This window comes from Oryzisolibacter sp. LB2S (genome assembly GCF_040732315.1).
GTDB lineage: Bacteria > Pseudomonadota > Gammaproteobacteria > Burkholderiales > Burkholderiaceae_C > Alicycliphilus > Alicycliphilus soli.
The window spans coordinates 2,938,287-2,954,297 of sequence record NZ_CP160388.1 but is presented as its reverse complement, the minus strand read 5'-3'; the positions used below and the strand labels follow the sequence as shown (position 1 = coordinate 2,954,297).

Below are 16,011 nucleotides of genomic sequence, written 5' to 3'. Positions count from 1 at the left end.
GGCAAGGTCGGGGACGAAACCGGCAATTTTAGGGCGCCCAGCACCAACGGTCGCCGCCCTGGGCCTTGGCCTGGTAGAGCGCGGCATCGGCGCGCCTGAAGAACTCGGGGTTCACCTCGTTGCTGCCGGGGATGGCCGTGGCGCCGCCCAGGCTCAGCGTCACGCAGGGCCCAGCGCTGGATGCCGGATGCGCGAGCCCGCGTGCATTCAGGCGCTGCAGCAGCTCGCCGGCGAGCTGCTGCGCCTGTGACGCATCGGTGGCGGGCAGCAGCAGCACGAACTCCTCGCCGCCGTAGCGTGCCGCGAGATCGCCGGGGCGGCGGGCGCCCTGGCGCAGCGCGACCGCAATCTCCTGCAGCACGCGGTCGCCGGCCGCATGGCCGAGTCTGTCGTTGTAGGGCTTGAACTGATCGACGTCGGCGATGATGAGCGACAGCGGCACACCCAGGCGCTGGCAGCGGCTCCATTCCTGGGTCAATGCCTCGTCGAAGCGGCGCCGGTTGGGAATGCCCGTCAGACCGTCGAGCGCGGCGATCTGCTCGAGCAGTCGCCGCTGGTGCACGATCTGCAGGTGATTGCGCACGCGCACGCGCGCGATCGACGGGTGGAAGGGCTTGGTGATGTAGTCCACCGCGCCCAGGTCCAGGCCCTGCTCCTCGTCGGCCGTGGAGTCGAGCGCCGTGATGAAGATCACCGGGATGTGGCGCGTGCTGTCCTCGCGCTTGAGGGCGTGGATCACGGCCATGCCGTCCATTTCGGGCATCAGCACGTCCAGCAGGATCAGGTCGGGCATGTGGGCGCGAGCGCGCTCGAGGGCCTGCAGGCCGTTCTTGGCCGCGATGATGCGGTACTCGCCTTCGAACAGCTCGGTCAGCAGCAGGCGGCTTTGCCTATCGTCGTCGACGATGAGCAGGGTGGGTGGGCTGTCTTGCGGATTCATGCGGGACTCTGTTCCATCTCGGTGCGCAGCAGGCCTAGCCGCTGCAGCGCACGCTCGTACTCGATGTCTTCCACCAGCTCGCACAGCTCGGGCAGGGCCTGGGCCAGTGCGGGGTGGGCGCTCGTGTGGTCTTGCAGGCGCCGCAGCACGCGCAGGGCGGCTGCATCGTCGTGCTCCAGCAGCTGCTGCAGTCGTGTCAGCAATGCGGCCAGCGTGTCGTCGTCGCCTGCGGTTGCCCGCTCCTGGGCGGGCGGGCGTTGCACCGGCTCTGCCGCCAGGGGCTGCAGCAGGGCGCAGATGCGCGCGAGCTCCGCGCCGACGCTGGCCAGCAGCGCCGCAGGTGCGGCCTCGCAGTGGGCATAGCCGTCCTCGAGCCGCCGCGCCTGTTGCGCCAGCTCCGTGGCGCCGATGGTGGCGCTGGCGGACTTGAGCGAATGCGCCAAGCGTCGCGCCAGCGGCCAGTCCGCGGCCTGCTCGGCGGCCGCGATGGCCTGCCCACAGTTCGCGGACTCGCGGACGAAGTCGCCGAGCAGGCGCAGGTACAGCTCTGGCCGGCCCAGCGTGTGCTCCAGGCCGCGTGCCGTGTCCACGCCGGGCAGTGACGGTATCTCGGGGGCGGGCGCCGGTGTGGTGGAACCGCCCGTGGCGCGGGCCGTCTGGCGCGGGGCGATCCAGCGCAGCAGTGCGGCGTGGAGCGCGTCGGGGTCTATGGGCTTGGTCAGGTGGTCCTGCATGCCGGCCTGCAGGCTGCGCTCGCGGTCGCCGTGCATGGCGTGCGCCGTCATGGCGATGATGGGCAGGCCGCGCAGGTGCGCATGGCGGCGGATCTCGCGCGTGGCCGTCAGGCCGTCCATCTCCGGCATCTGGATGTCCATGAGTACCAGGTCGTAGGCCGTCGCCAGCACCTTGTCGAGCGCTTCGCGGCCATGGGTGGCCATGTCCACACGTACCCCGGTTTCGGCCAGCAATGCCTGGGCCACGGTGCGGTTGAGCTCCACGTCATCCACCAGCAGCACGCGTGCATGGGCGATGGCGCCGAAGTCCTGGCGACCGGGCGTGGCGGCGGGCGGCAGGGCATCTGCGGGCGGCTGCGCGCCCTCGCCGTCCTGGCCCTGCAGGGCCTGGACCATGGCATCGTGCAGGGCCGATTCGTTGACGGGTTTGGTCAGTACGTGCCGCAGCCCCGCCTGCGCCACCTCGGCCTTGAGCCGGTCGCAGCTTCCGGCGGGGACCATGAGCACCGCGGGCAGCCGGTCAAGCCGCTGCGCGGCCTGGATGTTGCGCGTGGTCTCGATACCGTCCATGCCCGGCATGAGCCAGTCGACCAGGACCAGGCGATAGGCATCGCCCGCGGCGCTGGCCTGCTGCAGGCGTTCGAGCGCCTGCGCGCCGTCGTGCGCGGCCTCGGCGCGCATGCCGAACTGCTGCAGCATGGCGCAGAGGATCTCGCGCGCGCTGGCGTTGTCATCGACCACGAGCACGCGCTGGCCCCGAAGCAGCGGGGAATGAAGGCCGGTTCCGGCGTCATTGCCGCCCTGCACGCCCAGTGGCGCGGCGCTGGCCGGCGCGAACGGCAGGGTGAAGCTGAAATGGCTGCCCGTGCCCGGCTCGCTCTGCACGCCGATGCGGCCACCCATGAGCTCCACGAGCTGCCGGCAGATCGCCAGCCCCAGGCCCGAGCCGCCGAAGCGCCGGGTGATGGAGCCGTCGAGCTGGGTGAACGGCGTGAACAGCTGTGGCAGACGATCGCCGGGGATGCCCATGCCGGTGTCGCGCACGGAAAACTTCAGCAGAACCTGGCCCTCGCTGTGCTCGAGCACCCGGGTGTGCACCACGACCTCGCCGGCCTCCGTGAACTTGACGGCGTTGCTGCACAGGTTGACCAGCACCTGCGCCAGGCGCAGGGGATCGCCGTGCAGCAGGCGCGGCACGGCGGCGTCGGTACGAAACAGCAGCTCCAGCCCTTTTTGCTGCGCGCGCAGCGCGAGCTGGCCGGAGACGCCGCGCAGCACCTGCTCCAGGTCGAAGGCGATGCGCTCGATCTGCAGCTTGCCGGCCTCGATGCGCGAATAGTCCAGGATGTCGTTGATGAGCGCGAGCAGCATGTCCGAGGCCGCCAGCGCCTTTTCCTGGTAGTCGCGCTGGTGCGCAGACAGGGGCGTGCCCAGCATCAGCCTGCCCAGGCCGACGATGGCATTCATGGGCGTGCGGATCTCGTGGCTCATGCGCGCGAGGAAGTCCGACTTCGCCCGGTTCGCGTGCTGCGCCTCCTCGGTGGCCTGCAGCAGCGCGTGGGTGCGCAGCTCCACCAGCTGCTCCAGGCTCTGGTGGTATTGCGCCAGCTCCTGGTCGCGTGCCTGCAGCCTGTCGATCATCTGGTTCAGGCTCTGGCCCAGCCGGTCGAACTCATCCTCACCGCGCAGGGGGATGCGCTCGCTCAGGCCCGGGTCGTCGGCCGCGCGCGCCATCAGCGCGTTGAGCTGCTTCAGCGGTGCGGTCATGCGCCTGGCGGTGCGGGTGGACAGCCACAGCAGCAGTAGCAGCAGGGCGGCCATGCTCAGGCCGGTCTCGAGCGCCGTGCGCCAGAGCAGCTGGCGCAGGCCTTGCAGCGATGCCACGAGTTCGACATGGGCCTGGGCCGTGCCGTCGCGGCCCGGGACCGGGGCCCAGATGACGATCTGATCGGGGCCGAAGTGCATGTCCTGCCCGTCATGGCCGGGTGCCGGCGTCGTCGCGACGGTGCTGCCCGGGCGCGTGAATTCCGCAAACGGCTGGCGATGGCCTGCGACCAGCAGGCGCGCGCGCAGCACCGATGGGCTGCTTTGCACGGCCTGCAGCAGGCGTGCAGCCTCCTGGCGATCATGGAAGTCCAGGGCGGCCTGGCTGTTGATGGCGATCAGACGGGCCTGGGCACGCAGGCCATCGCTCCATTCGCTGCGGATCAGGCGCTGCTGCTGCAGCAGCATGAGCACGAACACCAGGCCCGCCGCCAGCATGATGGCGACGCAGAACCGCCAGGCGAGCCTGGCGGCAATGCTGCGTGGTTTCAGGCGTGCCCAGACCGTGCTCATGGCTCGACGATCCTGGCCAGGCGCAGCAGCTGCGCATTGAAACGGATGTTGTGCGCCTGCGCGGCCCGGCGGTTGATCAGAATGGACAGCGACTCGCCGTCGTCGGGATGCAGGGCCAGCTCGACCATGCCGCCGGCACGCGCGAAGCCCTCGATGTCCGAGACCGTGACCACCGGCGCCCAATCCAGCGTGGCCAGTATCGAGCGCAGTTGCGCGCTCTCGCTGCGCGCGATGAAGACGAAGTCGCAGTCCAGCGCCTGGTCCGCCCGCTCGGGCTGCAGCAGCTGCACGCTGCGCCCATCGATGGGCGACTGCGCGAGCCGCGCCAGCGCGCCGCCAAATGGGTTCTTGCCCAGCACGCACATCTGGATGCGCGTGCCGCCCTCCGGACGCGGCAGATAGACGAAGCGTGGCAGCTTGTACAGCAGCGCGGACTTGACGGCGTATTCCGGCACGGGTGCCGGCTGTGCCCGTGCCCCGCCCGTCAGCAGCATCAGCATGAGGGCCGTGAGCGTGAGGTGGCACAGCAATTTTTGATAGCTGCTCACGTATGTCAGGCAAGCGCTGGAGGGCATTTTTGCCAATATGGCTTGCATGCCGTGCGGCGGCATGGGCTGGCGGATCGGGACCTGGCCCGAGGGCGTTGGCCGTGCCATGGTCAGAAGCGGTAGTCCAGCGACAGCGCCCAGGTGCGTGGCTGCTGCGGCGTGTCCCAGAAGGTGCGTTCACCCGCGCCGCCCGCCGCGTAGTAGCGCCGGTCCAGCAGGTTGTACACGTCGAGCCACAGCGTGGCGCGGCCGCCGAGCAGCCTGTGCCAGCCCAGGTGCAGATCGACGAGCGTGTAGCCCGGTGTGCTGCAGCGTGCCGGGGGCATGGTGCTGCTGCGGCATGCGCCCTGGGGCAGCAGCGGGTCGGAAGGAGGCCTCTTGCGTCCGTTCGTCACATCGCCGCTCCAGTGGATCCGGGGCGTGATGCTGAAGCGGTCGCGCCAGCGCAGCGTGGTGCCGAGCTTGAGCTTGTGGCGTGCCACGTAGGGGATCTCCCAGTCCACGCCATTGCCCTCGTCGATGCGGCCGTGGATCCAGCTGGCGCTGCCCCACAGTTCGCCGGCCCAGTCGCCTGCGAGGCGAAAGCGCCATTGCAGGGACAGGTCCAGCCCCTGTTGCCATTGGCGGCCCGCGTTGCCCTTGGTTTCCGGGCGGATCAGGATGGCGCCCGGAATCGCGTGCACGTTGCCCGACTGCTGGGTGACGATCAGGTTGGTGATGCGACTGTGGTAGGCATGCGTCACCAGGTTCAGGCTGGGCGTGGGGCGCCAGTCCCAGGCGGCGCTGATGGTGCGGGACTTTTCCGGCCTCAGGTCGGGGTTGGAGACGCGAAAGTTCGTGCCTATGTAGTTGCCCTGTGCGTCCATGCTGCCGTCGAAGCGGCCGTGCGCGCCCAGGCTTTCCTCGGGCGAGGGCACGCGAAACGCTTCGCCATAGAGCAGCTTGAACACATGCCGCTCCTGCGGCTTGTAGACCATGCCCAGGCGCGGGTTGACGGCCGACCCATAGCGGCTGTGGCGATCGACGCGCAGGCCGACGCTGGTGCTCAGGGCGTCGCTCCACTGCGAATGCAGTTGCGCATAGGCCGAGAGATTGTGGAAGGCGGCGTCGTGGATCTGCGCCGGCAACGTGGTGTTCGGGTAGTACAGCCCCTGGTCATGCGCGGACTTGCCGGTGTCGTAGGGCACGGCCAGCGATGCTGCTTCCACGGCGCGGTACTTCTGCCAGCCCAGGCCGGCCTGCAGCTGCTGGCGGTCGTCGATGCGCCAGTGCAGGCTCTGCTCAATTCCGGTGCGCTCGCCCAGCTCGTAGGAATAGCTGTCCTGGTATCTGGTGTAGGTGTTGTTGTAGCGCGCCCTGGGATCGACCTCCGTGTGCGAATGGTCCAGCAGCAGCTGTGCCTCCATGTCCGGCGCGGGCCTGAACTTCCAGCGGCCATGGAAGGTGTCGGACGTCGGCTGCCACTGCGACGAGGTCAGGTAGCGGGCCATCGCCGGCGGATCGCCGGTACTCGTCAGGCCGGTGAAGCTGTGGCGAAACCACCCCAGCGTGAGGTCGTCACGCCAATCGGCGCGCGCATACAGGCTGTGGCTTGCGGTGTTGCCCGCATAGGCCTCGCGCTGGCCGGCCGGGATGACGGTCTGGCCATGGACCACCGCGGGTACGGCGGCGAAGTCACGCGGGTAATACCTGTCCAGCGGTGCGCGGTCCGCGCGCTGCCAGTGTCCGCCGAGCGACAGGTGCAGGTCACCGGCCTGGTCCAGGCCGGTGAAGAAGCTGCCCTCGCGGTGGCCGAAGCGCCCCGTGCCCAGTGATGCCCACGAGCCCTGCGGCCCACGGCCGGCGTCGGTGATGATGTTGACCACGCCGGCCACGGCATCGGCGCCGTAGAGCGCGGCCGCAGGGCCGTAGAGCACCTCGACCTGTCTGGCCATGTACAGCGCCAGATTGTTCGCCACGGGGTAGTTGCCGCCCGCGGGCGCACCTATGCGCACGCCGTCCATCAGCACCAGCAGTTTGTTCGGGCCCACATAGCCCTGGACCGCGAACTGGTTGAACTGCGACGACTTGGTCGCACCCTGCCAGTCCGTGCCGGGCAAGTCCTGCAGCAGATCGGCCAGATTCCTGTAGCGGCGTTCGCGGATCTGCGCGCGCGTGATGACCATGATCTGGGCCGGAGTCTGGTCGCGCGTTTCCTGCTGGCGCGAGGCCGTCACCACCGGCGTTGCTATCAGGTCCTGCAGCGACAGTTCGACCAGGCGCTGGGCGTCGGCTTCGAGCGAGTCCTGCGCCCACAACGGCTGGGCCGTCAGGCCCAGGAAACCCAGCATACCCGCCACGACGTAAAACCGTTGTTGCATGCGCAGCCAAACATGTTACATGTTGATAAACCTCGAATGGTAACCGCACACTCGCGTGGCCATCGCGCGCGATGTTCAACAAAGGGGTTCAGGCGTAGCAGGCCATGCGCACCGGATCACCGCGGTCGTGCCAGCCGAAGAAGGCGCAGACCTCGCCGCGTCGCGCCAGGGTGTCGCTGCGGCCCAGCGCCATGAGTTCGCGGGTGAAGGCGCGCTCGAACAGCAGATAGCTGACCAGGGCGCCGTTGTTGCCGCTGCTGTCGCTGCGCGGGCCCGCTGGAGCGGCCTTGACCCCGAGGGCACCGAGCAGGGTGCGGATGCTGCGCGGCAGATCGGCTATGTGGCGTGCGGCAATGTCGTCGATGCTGCGCGAGGGCAGCATCACGAGCAGCTCGAGCGGGCGCAGCGGGCCATGTGCGCGCTCCTCGGGTGTGCGCAGCGCCAGCAGCTCGTTGATGTGCTGCAGGTGCTCGATGTCCGAGGACAGCGCATCCAGAAAGATGTTGGACAGCGCATGGCCCGCGACCTGAGCCAGGGATGGGTAGGGCTGGCGGGTGCCCGGCGGGCATGGTGGAGGTGGTTCGTAGGCGCGGCTCGTACCGACCACCATCAGCCGGTCCGCCCCCAGGTGGATGGCGGGCGCCAGCGGCGCGGTCTGGCGCATGGAGCCATCGCCGAAATACTCGGTGTGCCCGTCGATGGGCAGTGCCGCGGCCGGAAACACCAGGGGGATGGCCGACGAGGCCAGCAGATGCTGCTGCGTGATGGGTCCGCGCGCAGACATGCGCAGCGAGCGCGCCCAGGGCCGCTGCGCGTCGCCCGCGTCGAAGAACGCCACATGCTGGCCCGAGTGGTAGCTCGACGCCGTCACGACCAGTGCGCGCAGATGGCCCTCGCGGATCAGGTGCGGCACGCGCTGCACGGGCACCAGCCGCTCCAGGAGCTCTCCGAGCGGCGCGTTGTTGAGCAGCGAATGCGGGTGGACATGCCGCCAGCGCGTGAGCGCCCAGCCCAGGGACAGCAGCGTGAGCCAGTGCGCGCCGCGCCGCATCACGTGCAGCGAGTCCGCGTGATAGACCTGGGCCGCGTGGAAATGCGCCCACACGCGCGCGATGCCGCGCACCGCGTGGTCGAAGTGGTCCGCGCCGCAGGCCAGGGCGGCTGCGTTGATCGCGCCCGCCGAGGTGCCGCTGTAGATGGCAAAGGGCGCCGGGCCATGCACATGGCCGCAGGCCGCGCGCAGCCCGGCAACCGCCTGCAGCACGCCCACCTGGTAGGCCGCGCGCGCGCCGCCGCCCGTGAGCACCAGGGCTGTGGTGGCGATGGGCGAGGCGGTGGTGGCCATGGCGGCGGCGTCCGTGTCCGTGCAGCGCCTATGTCCTGCGCGCCGGGGCCTTGAGCAGCAGCGCGGCGAGCGCCTCACCCTCGAGCAGCGCCAGGCCTTGGTCACGCGCAAAGCCGCGCGCCTGCTCGCTCACCTGGCCCTGCAGCACCACATACACACCGGTGCGCGCACCCCGCTGCTGCACCTCGGCCTGCAGCGCGCGCAGCGGCTCCACGCCATGGCTCGCGGCCTTGTAGCGGCGTGCGGCCACGAGCAGCGTCTGCTCGCCGCGGGTAATGCGCAGGTCGGCCTGTGTGCCGCTCAGGCGCTCCACCGCATGGCCCTCTGCGCTCCAGGCGTGCTCGAGCAGATCGGCAAAGTCGCGCCATGGCATGGCGGCCGCGGCATCGAGCGCGGACTGCACGCGCGCCGAGCCGGGGGCGAGCCACTGGCGCCAGGCGGCGATGCAGCCCACGACCACGATGGGCAGCGCACCGATGGCGGCAAACGGCGCGACATCGGCCGGCAGCAGCGCGCCGCAGGCCAGCACGATGGCTCCGGCAATGACGAAGCTGACCCACCAGGGCGAGCGCAGCAGGATCGCAAAACCCGAATTCGGGGCCATCTTCAACTTCACGGGGTTTCCTTCCTTGGTTCTGTGAAATGGAAGACTAACTGAGGATGTCCGAGTGGGGGCATTCGCGTCGGGGCTGTCGAGGGGCAGGCCACCGCATTCCGGCGAGCAGAAAAATTGGAATCTGACCCCAATTTACGCGCTCATTGCCGAGGGGCGGGCCTGGCCCCGCCGGCGGCACGAGAGCGAAGGGCGCTGAATCAAAAAGAGTAGCTGTCAGCGCTTTCTGGTATTGGGGAAGCGGCGGATTTTGTTCCGGATATCACCCCAGAACCAACACCTGCCGCGCCAGCGCCTCTATGCCCGCGGGCGACAGGTCCGGCGCGCCCACGCGCTGGCGCTCGTTCCAGCGCGCGAAGTTGCGCGCCTGCGAGCGTCCGTAATGCGGGTCGTAGTGCAGCCGCATCAGCTCCTCGAACAGGGGGGCGAGCTCGCGCGTGCGCGCCCAGCCCTGCCAGCGCTGCACGACCTCCTTTCCGTGCAGCTCGGTGAGTGCGCCCAGGCGGCTCGCCAGGGCCTCGGGGTCGTCGCCCAGATAGGCGTAGTCGCGCAGCAGGTAGGCCAGGCGCTCCTCGGGCGTGGCTTCGATCTCTATGCAGGCGGCCGCGCGCAGGTGCTGCACCAGCGGCACGGGCACGGACAGTCGGCCTATGCGCGCGCTCTCGCCCTCCACGTAGACGGAGCGCGTCAGGTCCATGGCCTCGAGCGCCGTGGCGATCTGGGTCTCGAAATGCTTTTGCGAGGGCTGGGCCACACCGGGAAGCTGGCCCAGCAGCGAGCCCTTGTGGCGCGCGCAATGCTCCAGGTCCAGCACCTGGGCGCCCTGGCTGGCCAGGGCGTGCAGCACGCGCGTCTTGGCGCTGCCCGTCGCGCCGACGAGCACGCGCAGGTCAAGCCGCGGCACCAGCGCCGCGATCTGATCCATCACATGCCGGCGAAAGGCCTTGTAGCCGCCCGCGAGCTGCTGCGCGTCCCAGCCCACGAGGCGCAGCCACTGCACCATGGAGCCGCTTCTCATGCCGCCGCGCCAGCAGTAGATCAGCGGGCGCCAGCCCTGGGGCTTGTCGGCGAACTGCTCGCGCAGGTGGCGCGCAAGATTCGCCGCGACCATGGCACCGCCCACGCGCCGCGCCTCGAACGCGCCCTGCTGCACGTAGATGGTGCCGACCGTGGCGCGCTCGGCATCGTCGAGCACCGGGCAGTTGATGGCGCCGGGGATGCGGTCCTCGGCAAACTCGGCGGGCGAGCGCGCGTCGATGATGGCGTCGAAGCCGTGACGGTCGGCGGGGCGTATGGGGCGGTGGTGGGACACGGGCGGTGAATCTGGGATGATGCGGCGGTTTTTCTACCCCTGATTGTCCCGTACCGCCATGAATGCCCCCGCGTCCCCTGTGTCCTCCGCAGTCCCCCGTCTCACCTCGCTGTCGCATGGCGGCGGCTGCGGCTGCAAGATCGCGCCCGGCGTGCTGTCGCAGATCCTGCAGCAAAGCGGCGCCGCGGGCCTCATGCCGCCGGAGCTGCTGGTGGGCATAGAGACGGCGGACGACGCGGCCGTCTACCGCTTGAACGACAGCCAGGCGCTGGTCGCGACCACGGACTTCTTCATGCCCATCGTGGACGACCCTTACGAGTTTGGCCGCATCGCCGCCACCAATGCCCTGAGCGACGTCTACGCCATGGGCGGGCGGCCCATCATGGCGCTGGCCCTGGTGGCCATGCCCGTGAACCAGCTGCCGCTCGATGTCATAGGCGCCATTCTGCGCGGCGGCCAGGACACATGCCGCGCCGCCGGCATACCGATTGCGGGCGGGCACACGATCGACTCGGTCGAGCCCATCTACGGCCTCGTCGCCATGGGCCTGGTGCACCCCGAGCGCGTGCGCAGGAACGCCGGCGCGCGCGCGGGCGATGTGCTGGTGTTGGGCAAGCCGCTGGGTGTGGGCGTGTACTCGGCGGCGCTCAAGAAAGAGCAGCTGTCCGAGTCGCATTACCGCGAGATGATCGCGAGCACCACGCGTTTGAACACCCCCGGGCCGCTGCTGGCCGAGCTGCCCGGCGTGCACGCCATCACCGATGTGACCGGCTTCGGCCTGGCCGGCCATGGACTGGAAATGGCGCGCGGCGCCGCGGCCACGGTGCAGATCGACTGGGCGCGCGTGCCGCTGCTGCCCGGCGTGGCCGAGCTGGCCGCCGCGGGCTTCGTGACCGGCGCGAGCGGCCGCAACTGGGCCGGCTATGGCGCGGACGTGCGGCTGGCGGAAGGCCTGCCGGCCACGGTCCAGGCCATCGCCACCGACCCGCAGACCTCGGGCGGGCTGCTCGTGGCCTGTGCGCCTGACAGCGTGGATGAGGTGCTGGCCATCTTCGCGCGCGAGGGCTTTGCCCATGCCGCGGTCATCGGCGGCGTGCAGGCCGGGCCGGCGCGGCTGGAGCTGCGTTGAGCGAGCCCGCCGCCACATCGACCGGGCAGGCCGGGCAGGGCGGGCAGGGCGGGCTGCGCGAGCTCTCGCCCGCCTATTTCGGCCTGGTCATGGCCACGGGCATTGTCTCGCTTGTGGCGGACATGCAGGGCTGGCCTCTGCTGGCGCGCGCGTTGCTGGCGCTCAACGCCGTGCAGTATCTGGTGCTCTGGGCCCTGTTCGGCCTGCGCGCCTGGCGCCACCCGCGGCGCTTCTTTGGCGACATGGTGGACCACGCGCGCGGCATGGGCTACTTCACCATGGTGGCGGCCACGGGCATTCTGGCGAGCCAGGCCATCGTGCTGCTCGGCGATGTGGCGCTGGGCTTTGCCCTGTGGGCGCTGGCGGCGCTGCTGTGGGTGCTGCTCACCTACACCATCTTCACGGCCTTCACGATTCGCGGGTACAAGCCCACGCTGGACCAGGGCATCAGCGGGGCCTGGCTGCTGGCCGTGGTGTCCACGCAGGCGCTGGCCGTCTGCAGCGCGCTGCTGGCCGCGCGCATAGGCCAGCCGCTGCGGCTGGAGCTCAACCTCCTGGCGCTGTCCATGTGGCTGTGGGGCGGCATGCTCTACATCTGGATGATGGCGCTGATCTTCTACCGCTACCTGTTCTTCCCGTTCTCGCCCAGTGACCTGTCACCGCCCTACTGGATCAACATGGGGGCCATGGCGATCTCCACGCTGGCCGGCTCGCTCCTGATCCTGAACGCGCCGCAGGCACCGTTCCTGGTGTCGCTGCTGCCCTTCCTCAAGGGCTTCACGGTGTTCTACTGGGCCGCGGGCACCTGGTGGATTCCGATGCTGGTGCTGCTCGGGATCTGGCGCCATGTCGTGCGCCGCTTTCCGCTGCGCTACGACCCGCTGTACTGGGGCGCGGTGTTTCCGCTCGGCATGTACGCGGCCTGCACCTGGCAGATGGACCGGGCCATGGAGTTTGGCTTTCTCGACGCGCTGCCGCGGCTGTTCTTCCCCGTGGCCCTGCTGGCCTGGCTGCTGACCTTCGCCGGCATGCTGCGCAGCCTTGCGCGCCAGCTGCGTGGCGCATAGCCACCCAGGGTAACCGATAGGCACAGGCGCGCCAGTGCCAAGGCCGCTTCGCTAGACTCGGCCTTTCCCTTCAGCGAACAACACAGCCATGGCATTGACAGAGCAGGACCTGCTGGCGGCACTCGCCAGCGTCCAGGACCCGCACACGGGCAAGGATTTCGTGAGCACGCGCGCCGTGCGCAACGTGCAGATCAGCGGCGGTGACGTCGCCTTCGACGTCGAGCTGGGCTACCCCGCCAAGAGCCTGGTGCCGGCGCTGCGCCAGCAGTTCATCGCCGCGGCCCGCGCCCTTGAGGGTGTGGCCAACGTCTCGGTCAACATTACCAGCAAGGTCATCGCGCATGCGGTTCAGCGCGGCGTGCAGCTGCTGCCGGGCGTGAAGAACATCATCGCCGTGGCCTCGGGCAAGGGCGGCGTGGGCAAGAGCACCACGGCCGCCAACCTGGCGCTGGCGCTGGCGGCAGAGGGCGCGCGCGTGGGCGTGCTCGACGCCGACATTTACGGCCCGAGCCAGCCCATGATGCTCGGCGTGAGCGGCCGGCCCGAGAGCCTGGACGGCAAGAACATGGAGCCGCTCGAGAGCCACGGCGTGCAGGTCATGTCCATAGGCTTTCTCGTGGAGCCGGACCAGGCCATGATCTGGCGCGGCCCCATGGCCACGCAGGCGCTGGAGCAGCTCCTGCGCCAGACGAACTGGAAGGACCTCGACTACCTCATCGTCGACATGCCGCCGGGCACGGGCGACATCCAGCTCACGCTGTCCCAGCGCGTGCCCATCACGGGGGCCGTCATCGTCACCACGCCGCAGGACATCGCGCTGCTCGACGCGAAGAAGGGCATCACCATGTTCCAGAAGGTGGGCGTGCCCATCCTCGGCATCGTGGAGAACATGGCCGTGCATGTGTGCAGCAACTGCGGCCATGTCGAGCACATCTTCGGCGCCGACGGCGGCAAAAAGATGGCCCAGGACTACGGCATGGCCTACCTGGGCGCGCTGCCGCTGGCGCTGCAGATCCGAGAGCAGGCCGACAGCGGTCGCCCCACCGTGGTGGCCGACCCCGACGGCGAGGTGGCGCAGATCTACAAGCAGGTGGCGCGCGACGTGGCCGTGAAGATCGCCCAGCAGTCCAAGGACTTCTCGGCCAAGTTCCCGACCATCACCATCAGCAAGAGCTCCTGACGCCGCGGGCCGCCGCGCCGCTCATTCCTCGAAGGCAGAACCCATGTCGTCCGAGCAGAAGATTCAGTTCTACAAGGGCCCTGCGGGCGGCTGGGGCGCGTTGAACAGCGTCAAGAACACGCTGCTGCGCCAGGAGATTCCGGTCAAGGGCGTCAAGACGCTGCTCTCGGCCAACCAGCCCGACGGCTTCGACTGCCCGGGCTGCGCCTGGCCGGATCGCAACCACCATTCGGCCTTCGAGTTCTGCGAGAACGGTGTCAAGGCCGTCGCCGCCGAGGCCACGGCGCGGCGCGTGGGCCCCGAGTTCTTCGCCCGCCACAGCGTGAGCGAGCTGGCCGCGCAGAGCGACTTCTGGCTCGAGGACCAGGGCCGGCTCACCCACCCCATGGTCTATGACGCGGCCAGCGACCATTACCGGCCCATCGCCTGGGACCAGGCCTTCGCCCTCATTGCGCGCCACCTGAACCGGCTGCCGGACCCGAACCAGGCCATCTTCTACACCTCGGGCCGCACGAGCAACGAGGCGGCCTTTCTCTACCAGCTGTTCGTGCGCCAGTACGGCACCAACAACTTCCCGGACTGCTCCAACATGTGCCACGAGCCCAGCGGCTCTGCCATGCGGCCGCAGATCGGCGTGGGCAAGGGCACGGTGACGCTCGATGATTTCACCCGCGCCGACGCCATCTTCATCTTCGGCCAGAACCCCGGCACCAACCACCCGCGCATGCTTGGCGAGCTGCGCGCGGCGCACAAGCGCGGCGCGCGCATCGTGAGCCTCAACCCGCTGCGCGAGCGCGGGCTCGAGCGCTTTGCCGACCCGCAGGACAAGCTGGAGATGGCGACCTTCGGATCCACGCCCATCAGCACGCATTACTTCCAGCTGCGCGTGGGCGGCGACATGGCGGCCGTCAAGGGCATGATGAAGCATGTCATCGAGCGCGAGGATGCTGTGGGCGGCGTGCTCGACCACGCCTTCATCGCGCAGCACACGACGGGCTTCGACGCGCTGGCCGCCGACCTGCGCGCCGAGGACTGGGCCGTGCTGGAGCAGGAGTCCGGCCTCACCGAGGCGCAGATGCGCAGCGCCGGCGATGTCTACATCGGCGCCGGCAGCGTCATCGCCTGCTGGGGCATGGGCATCACCCAGCACATGCACGCGGTGGCGACGATTCAGAGCATCGTCAACCTGCTCATGCTGCGCGGCAACCTGGGGCGGCCCGGCGCCGGCGCCTGCCCCGTGCGCGGCCACAGCAACGTGCAGGGCGACCGCACCATGGGCATCTGGGAAAAGCCCCCGGCCGCGCTGCTCGACCGCCTGGAAGATGTCTATGGCTTTGCGCCGCCGCGCGCCGACGGCGTGGACACCGTGGAGGCCATCGCGCGCATGCGCGACGGCCAGGCGCAGGTGTTCATCGCCCTGGGCGGCAACTTCGCCGCCGCCACGCCCGACACCTACGAGACCTGGAAGGCCCTGCGCCGCTGCGACCTGACCGTGCATGTGGCCACCAAGCTCAACCGCAGCCATGTGGTGCATGGGCGCGAGGCGCTGATCCTGCCCTGCCTGGGGCGCACCGAGATCGACATGCAGGCCGCTGGCCCGCAGGGCGTGACGGTGGAGGACTCCATGAGCATGGTGCACGTGAGCATGGGCATCAACCCGCCCGCGTCGGATCAGCTGCTGTCCGAGCCCGCCATCGTCGCGCACCTGGCCGCGGCCACGCTGGGCGGGGACGGGCCCCCACGCTCCCCTGCTTCGCAAGGTCCGCTGCCCCCCGAGGGGGCCGCCTTTTGCCTTGGGGCGGCCCGGCGGCAAAAGAGCGCCGTACCCTGGCTCTGGCTGGTGGAGGATTACGCGCGCATCCGCGACGAGATCGAGAAGATCTTCCCGGACTTTCACGACTTCAACGCCCGCGTGGCCGTGCCCGGGGGCTTTCGCCTGCGCAACACCGCGAGCGAGCGCCTCTGGGCCACGGACAGCGGCAGGGCCGCCTTTGCGGTGCATGCCGTGCCGCGCGACACACCCGCGCACCGTGCCCGCGCGCGCCATGCGGACGGCATTGTCTTCACGCTGCTGACCACGCGCTCGCACGACCAGTACAACACCACGATCTATGGCATGGACGACCGCTACCGCGGTGTCTATGGCCAGCGCCGCGTGGTCTTCATCCACGCCGAGGACATCCGCGCCCTGGGCCTCAAGGATGGCGACCTGGTGGACATCCACACCGTGTGGGACGACGGCCAGCAGCGCAGCGTGGCGGGCTTTCGCCTCGTGGCCTACGACATTCCGCGCGGCAACCTCGCGGCCTACTACCCCGAGACCAACCCGCTCGTGCCGCTGTCGGCCGTGGCGCTGGCGGCGGGCACGCCCACGTCCAAGTCCATCCCCGTGCTGCTCTTGCCGCACCGAGCCGCGAGCGACCGGTGAGCCCGCTGGACGAGGCCA

11 protein-coding genes are annotated in these 16,011 nt (G+C 69.6%); 4 read left to right on the top strand and 7 right to left on the bottom strand.

Going from position 1 to position 16,011, the window contains the following annotated elements; translation table 11 throughout:
• Window positions 1–28 precede the first annotated feature (28 nt).
• The 7 genes from ABUE11_RS13935 to mnmH form a co-directional block, all read right to left on the bottom strand.
• A complete protein-coding gene (locus ABUE11_RS13935; protein ID WP_367065865.1) occupies window positions 29–940 on the bottom strand; it encodes a diguanylate cyclase in 912 nt (303 codons plus the stop codon).
• On the bottom strand, window positions 937–4,011 hold the full coding sequence (locus ABUE11_RS13930) for a response regulator (protein WP_367065864.1): 3,075 nt from the start codon (window positions 4,009–4,011) through the stop codon (window positions 937–939). The genes ABUE11_RS13935 and ABUE11_RS13930 overlap by 4 nt, the downstream gene beginning before the upstream one ends.
• Window positions 4,008–4,559, bottom strand: a complete 552-nt coding sequence (locus ABUE11_RS13925; protein WP_367065863.1) for a YfiR family protein — start codon at window positions 4,557–4,559, stop codon at window positions 4,008–4,010. Before ABUE11_RS13925 ends, ABUE11_RS13930 begins: the two co-directional genes overlap by 4 nt.
• A 110-nt stretch (window positions 4,560–4,669) precedes the next feature.
• Complete coding sequence (locus ABUE11_RS13920; protein ID WP_367065862.1) at window positions 4,670–6,919, bottom strand: TonB-dependent receptor; 2,250 nt, start codon at window positions 6,917–6,919, stop codon at window positions 4,670–4,672.
• 88 nt (window positions 6,920–7,007) lie between these two features.
• Window positions 7,008–8,264, bottom strand: a complete 1,257-nt coding sequence (locus ABUE11_RS13915; protein WP_367065861.1) for a patatin-like phospholipase family protein — start codon at window positions 8,262–8,264, stop codon at window positions 7,008–7,010.
• A 28-nt stretch (window positions 8,265–8,292) separates the two neighbouring features.
• Window positions 8,293–8,868 carry a restriction endonuclease gene (locus ABUE11_RS13910; RefSeq protein ID WP_367068826.1) on the bottom strand — a complete coding sequence of 192 codons (576 nt, stop codon included), beginning with the start codon at window positions 8,866–8,868 and terminating at the stop codon, window positions 8,293–8,295.
• Window positions 8,869–9,139: 271 nt separating this feature from the next.
• Window positions 9,140–10,189 (bottom strand): tRNA 2-selenouridine(34) synthase MnmH, encoded by a 1,050-nt coding sequence (mnmH, locus tag ABUE11_RS13905; RefSeq protein WP_367065860.1) that lies wholly within the window; start codon window positions 10,187–10,189, stop codon window positions 9,140–9,142.
• 58 nt (window positions 10,190–10,247) lie between these two features.
• Between mnmH and selD the strand changes: the two genes are divergently transcribed.
• From selD to ABUE11_RS13885, 4 genes are all read left to right on the top strand, one after another.
• Window positions 10,248–11,318 (top strand): selenide, water dikinase SelD, encoded by a 1,071-nt coding sequence (selD, locus tag ABUE11_RS13900; protein WP_367065859.1) that lies wholly within the window; start codon window positions 10,248–10,250, stop codon window positions 11,316–11,318.
• Entirely contained in the window at window positions 11,315–12,385 is a 1,071-nt protein-coding gene (locus ABUE11_RS13895; RefSeq protein WP_367065858.1) for a tellurite resistance/C4-dicarboxylate transporter family protein, read from the top strand. The genes selD and ABUE11_RS13895 overlap by 4 nt, the downstream gene beginning before the upstream one ends.
• An 88-nt stretch (window positions 12,386–12,473) precedes the next feature.
• On the top strand, window positions 12,474–13,565 hold the full coding sequence (gene apbC / locus ABUE11_RS13890) for an iron-sulfur cluster carrier protein ApbC (protein ID WP_367065857.1): 1,092 nt from the start codon (window positions 12,474–12,476) through the stop codon (window positions 13,563–13,565).
• Window positions 13,566–13,608: 43 nt separating this feature from the next.
• A complete protein-coding gene (locus tag ABUE11_RS13885) occupies window positions 13,609–15,993 on the top strand; it encodes an FdhF/YdeP family oxidoreductase (RefSeq protein ID WP_367065856.1) in 2,385 nt (794 codons plus the stop codon).
• Window positions 15,994–16,011: the final 18 nt, after the last annotated feature.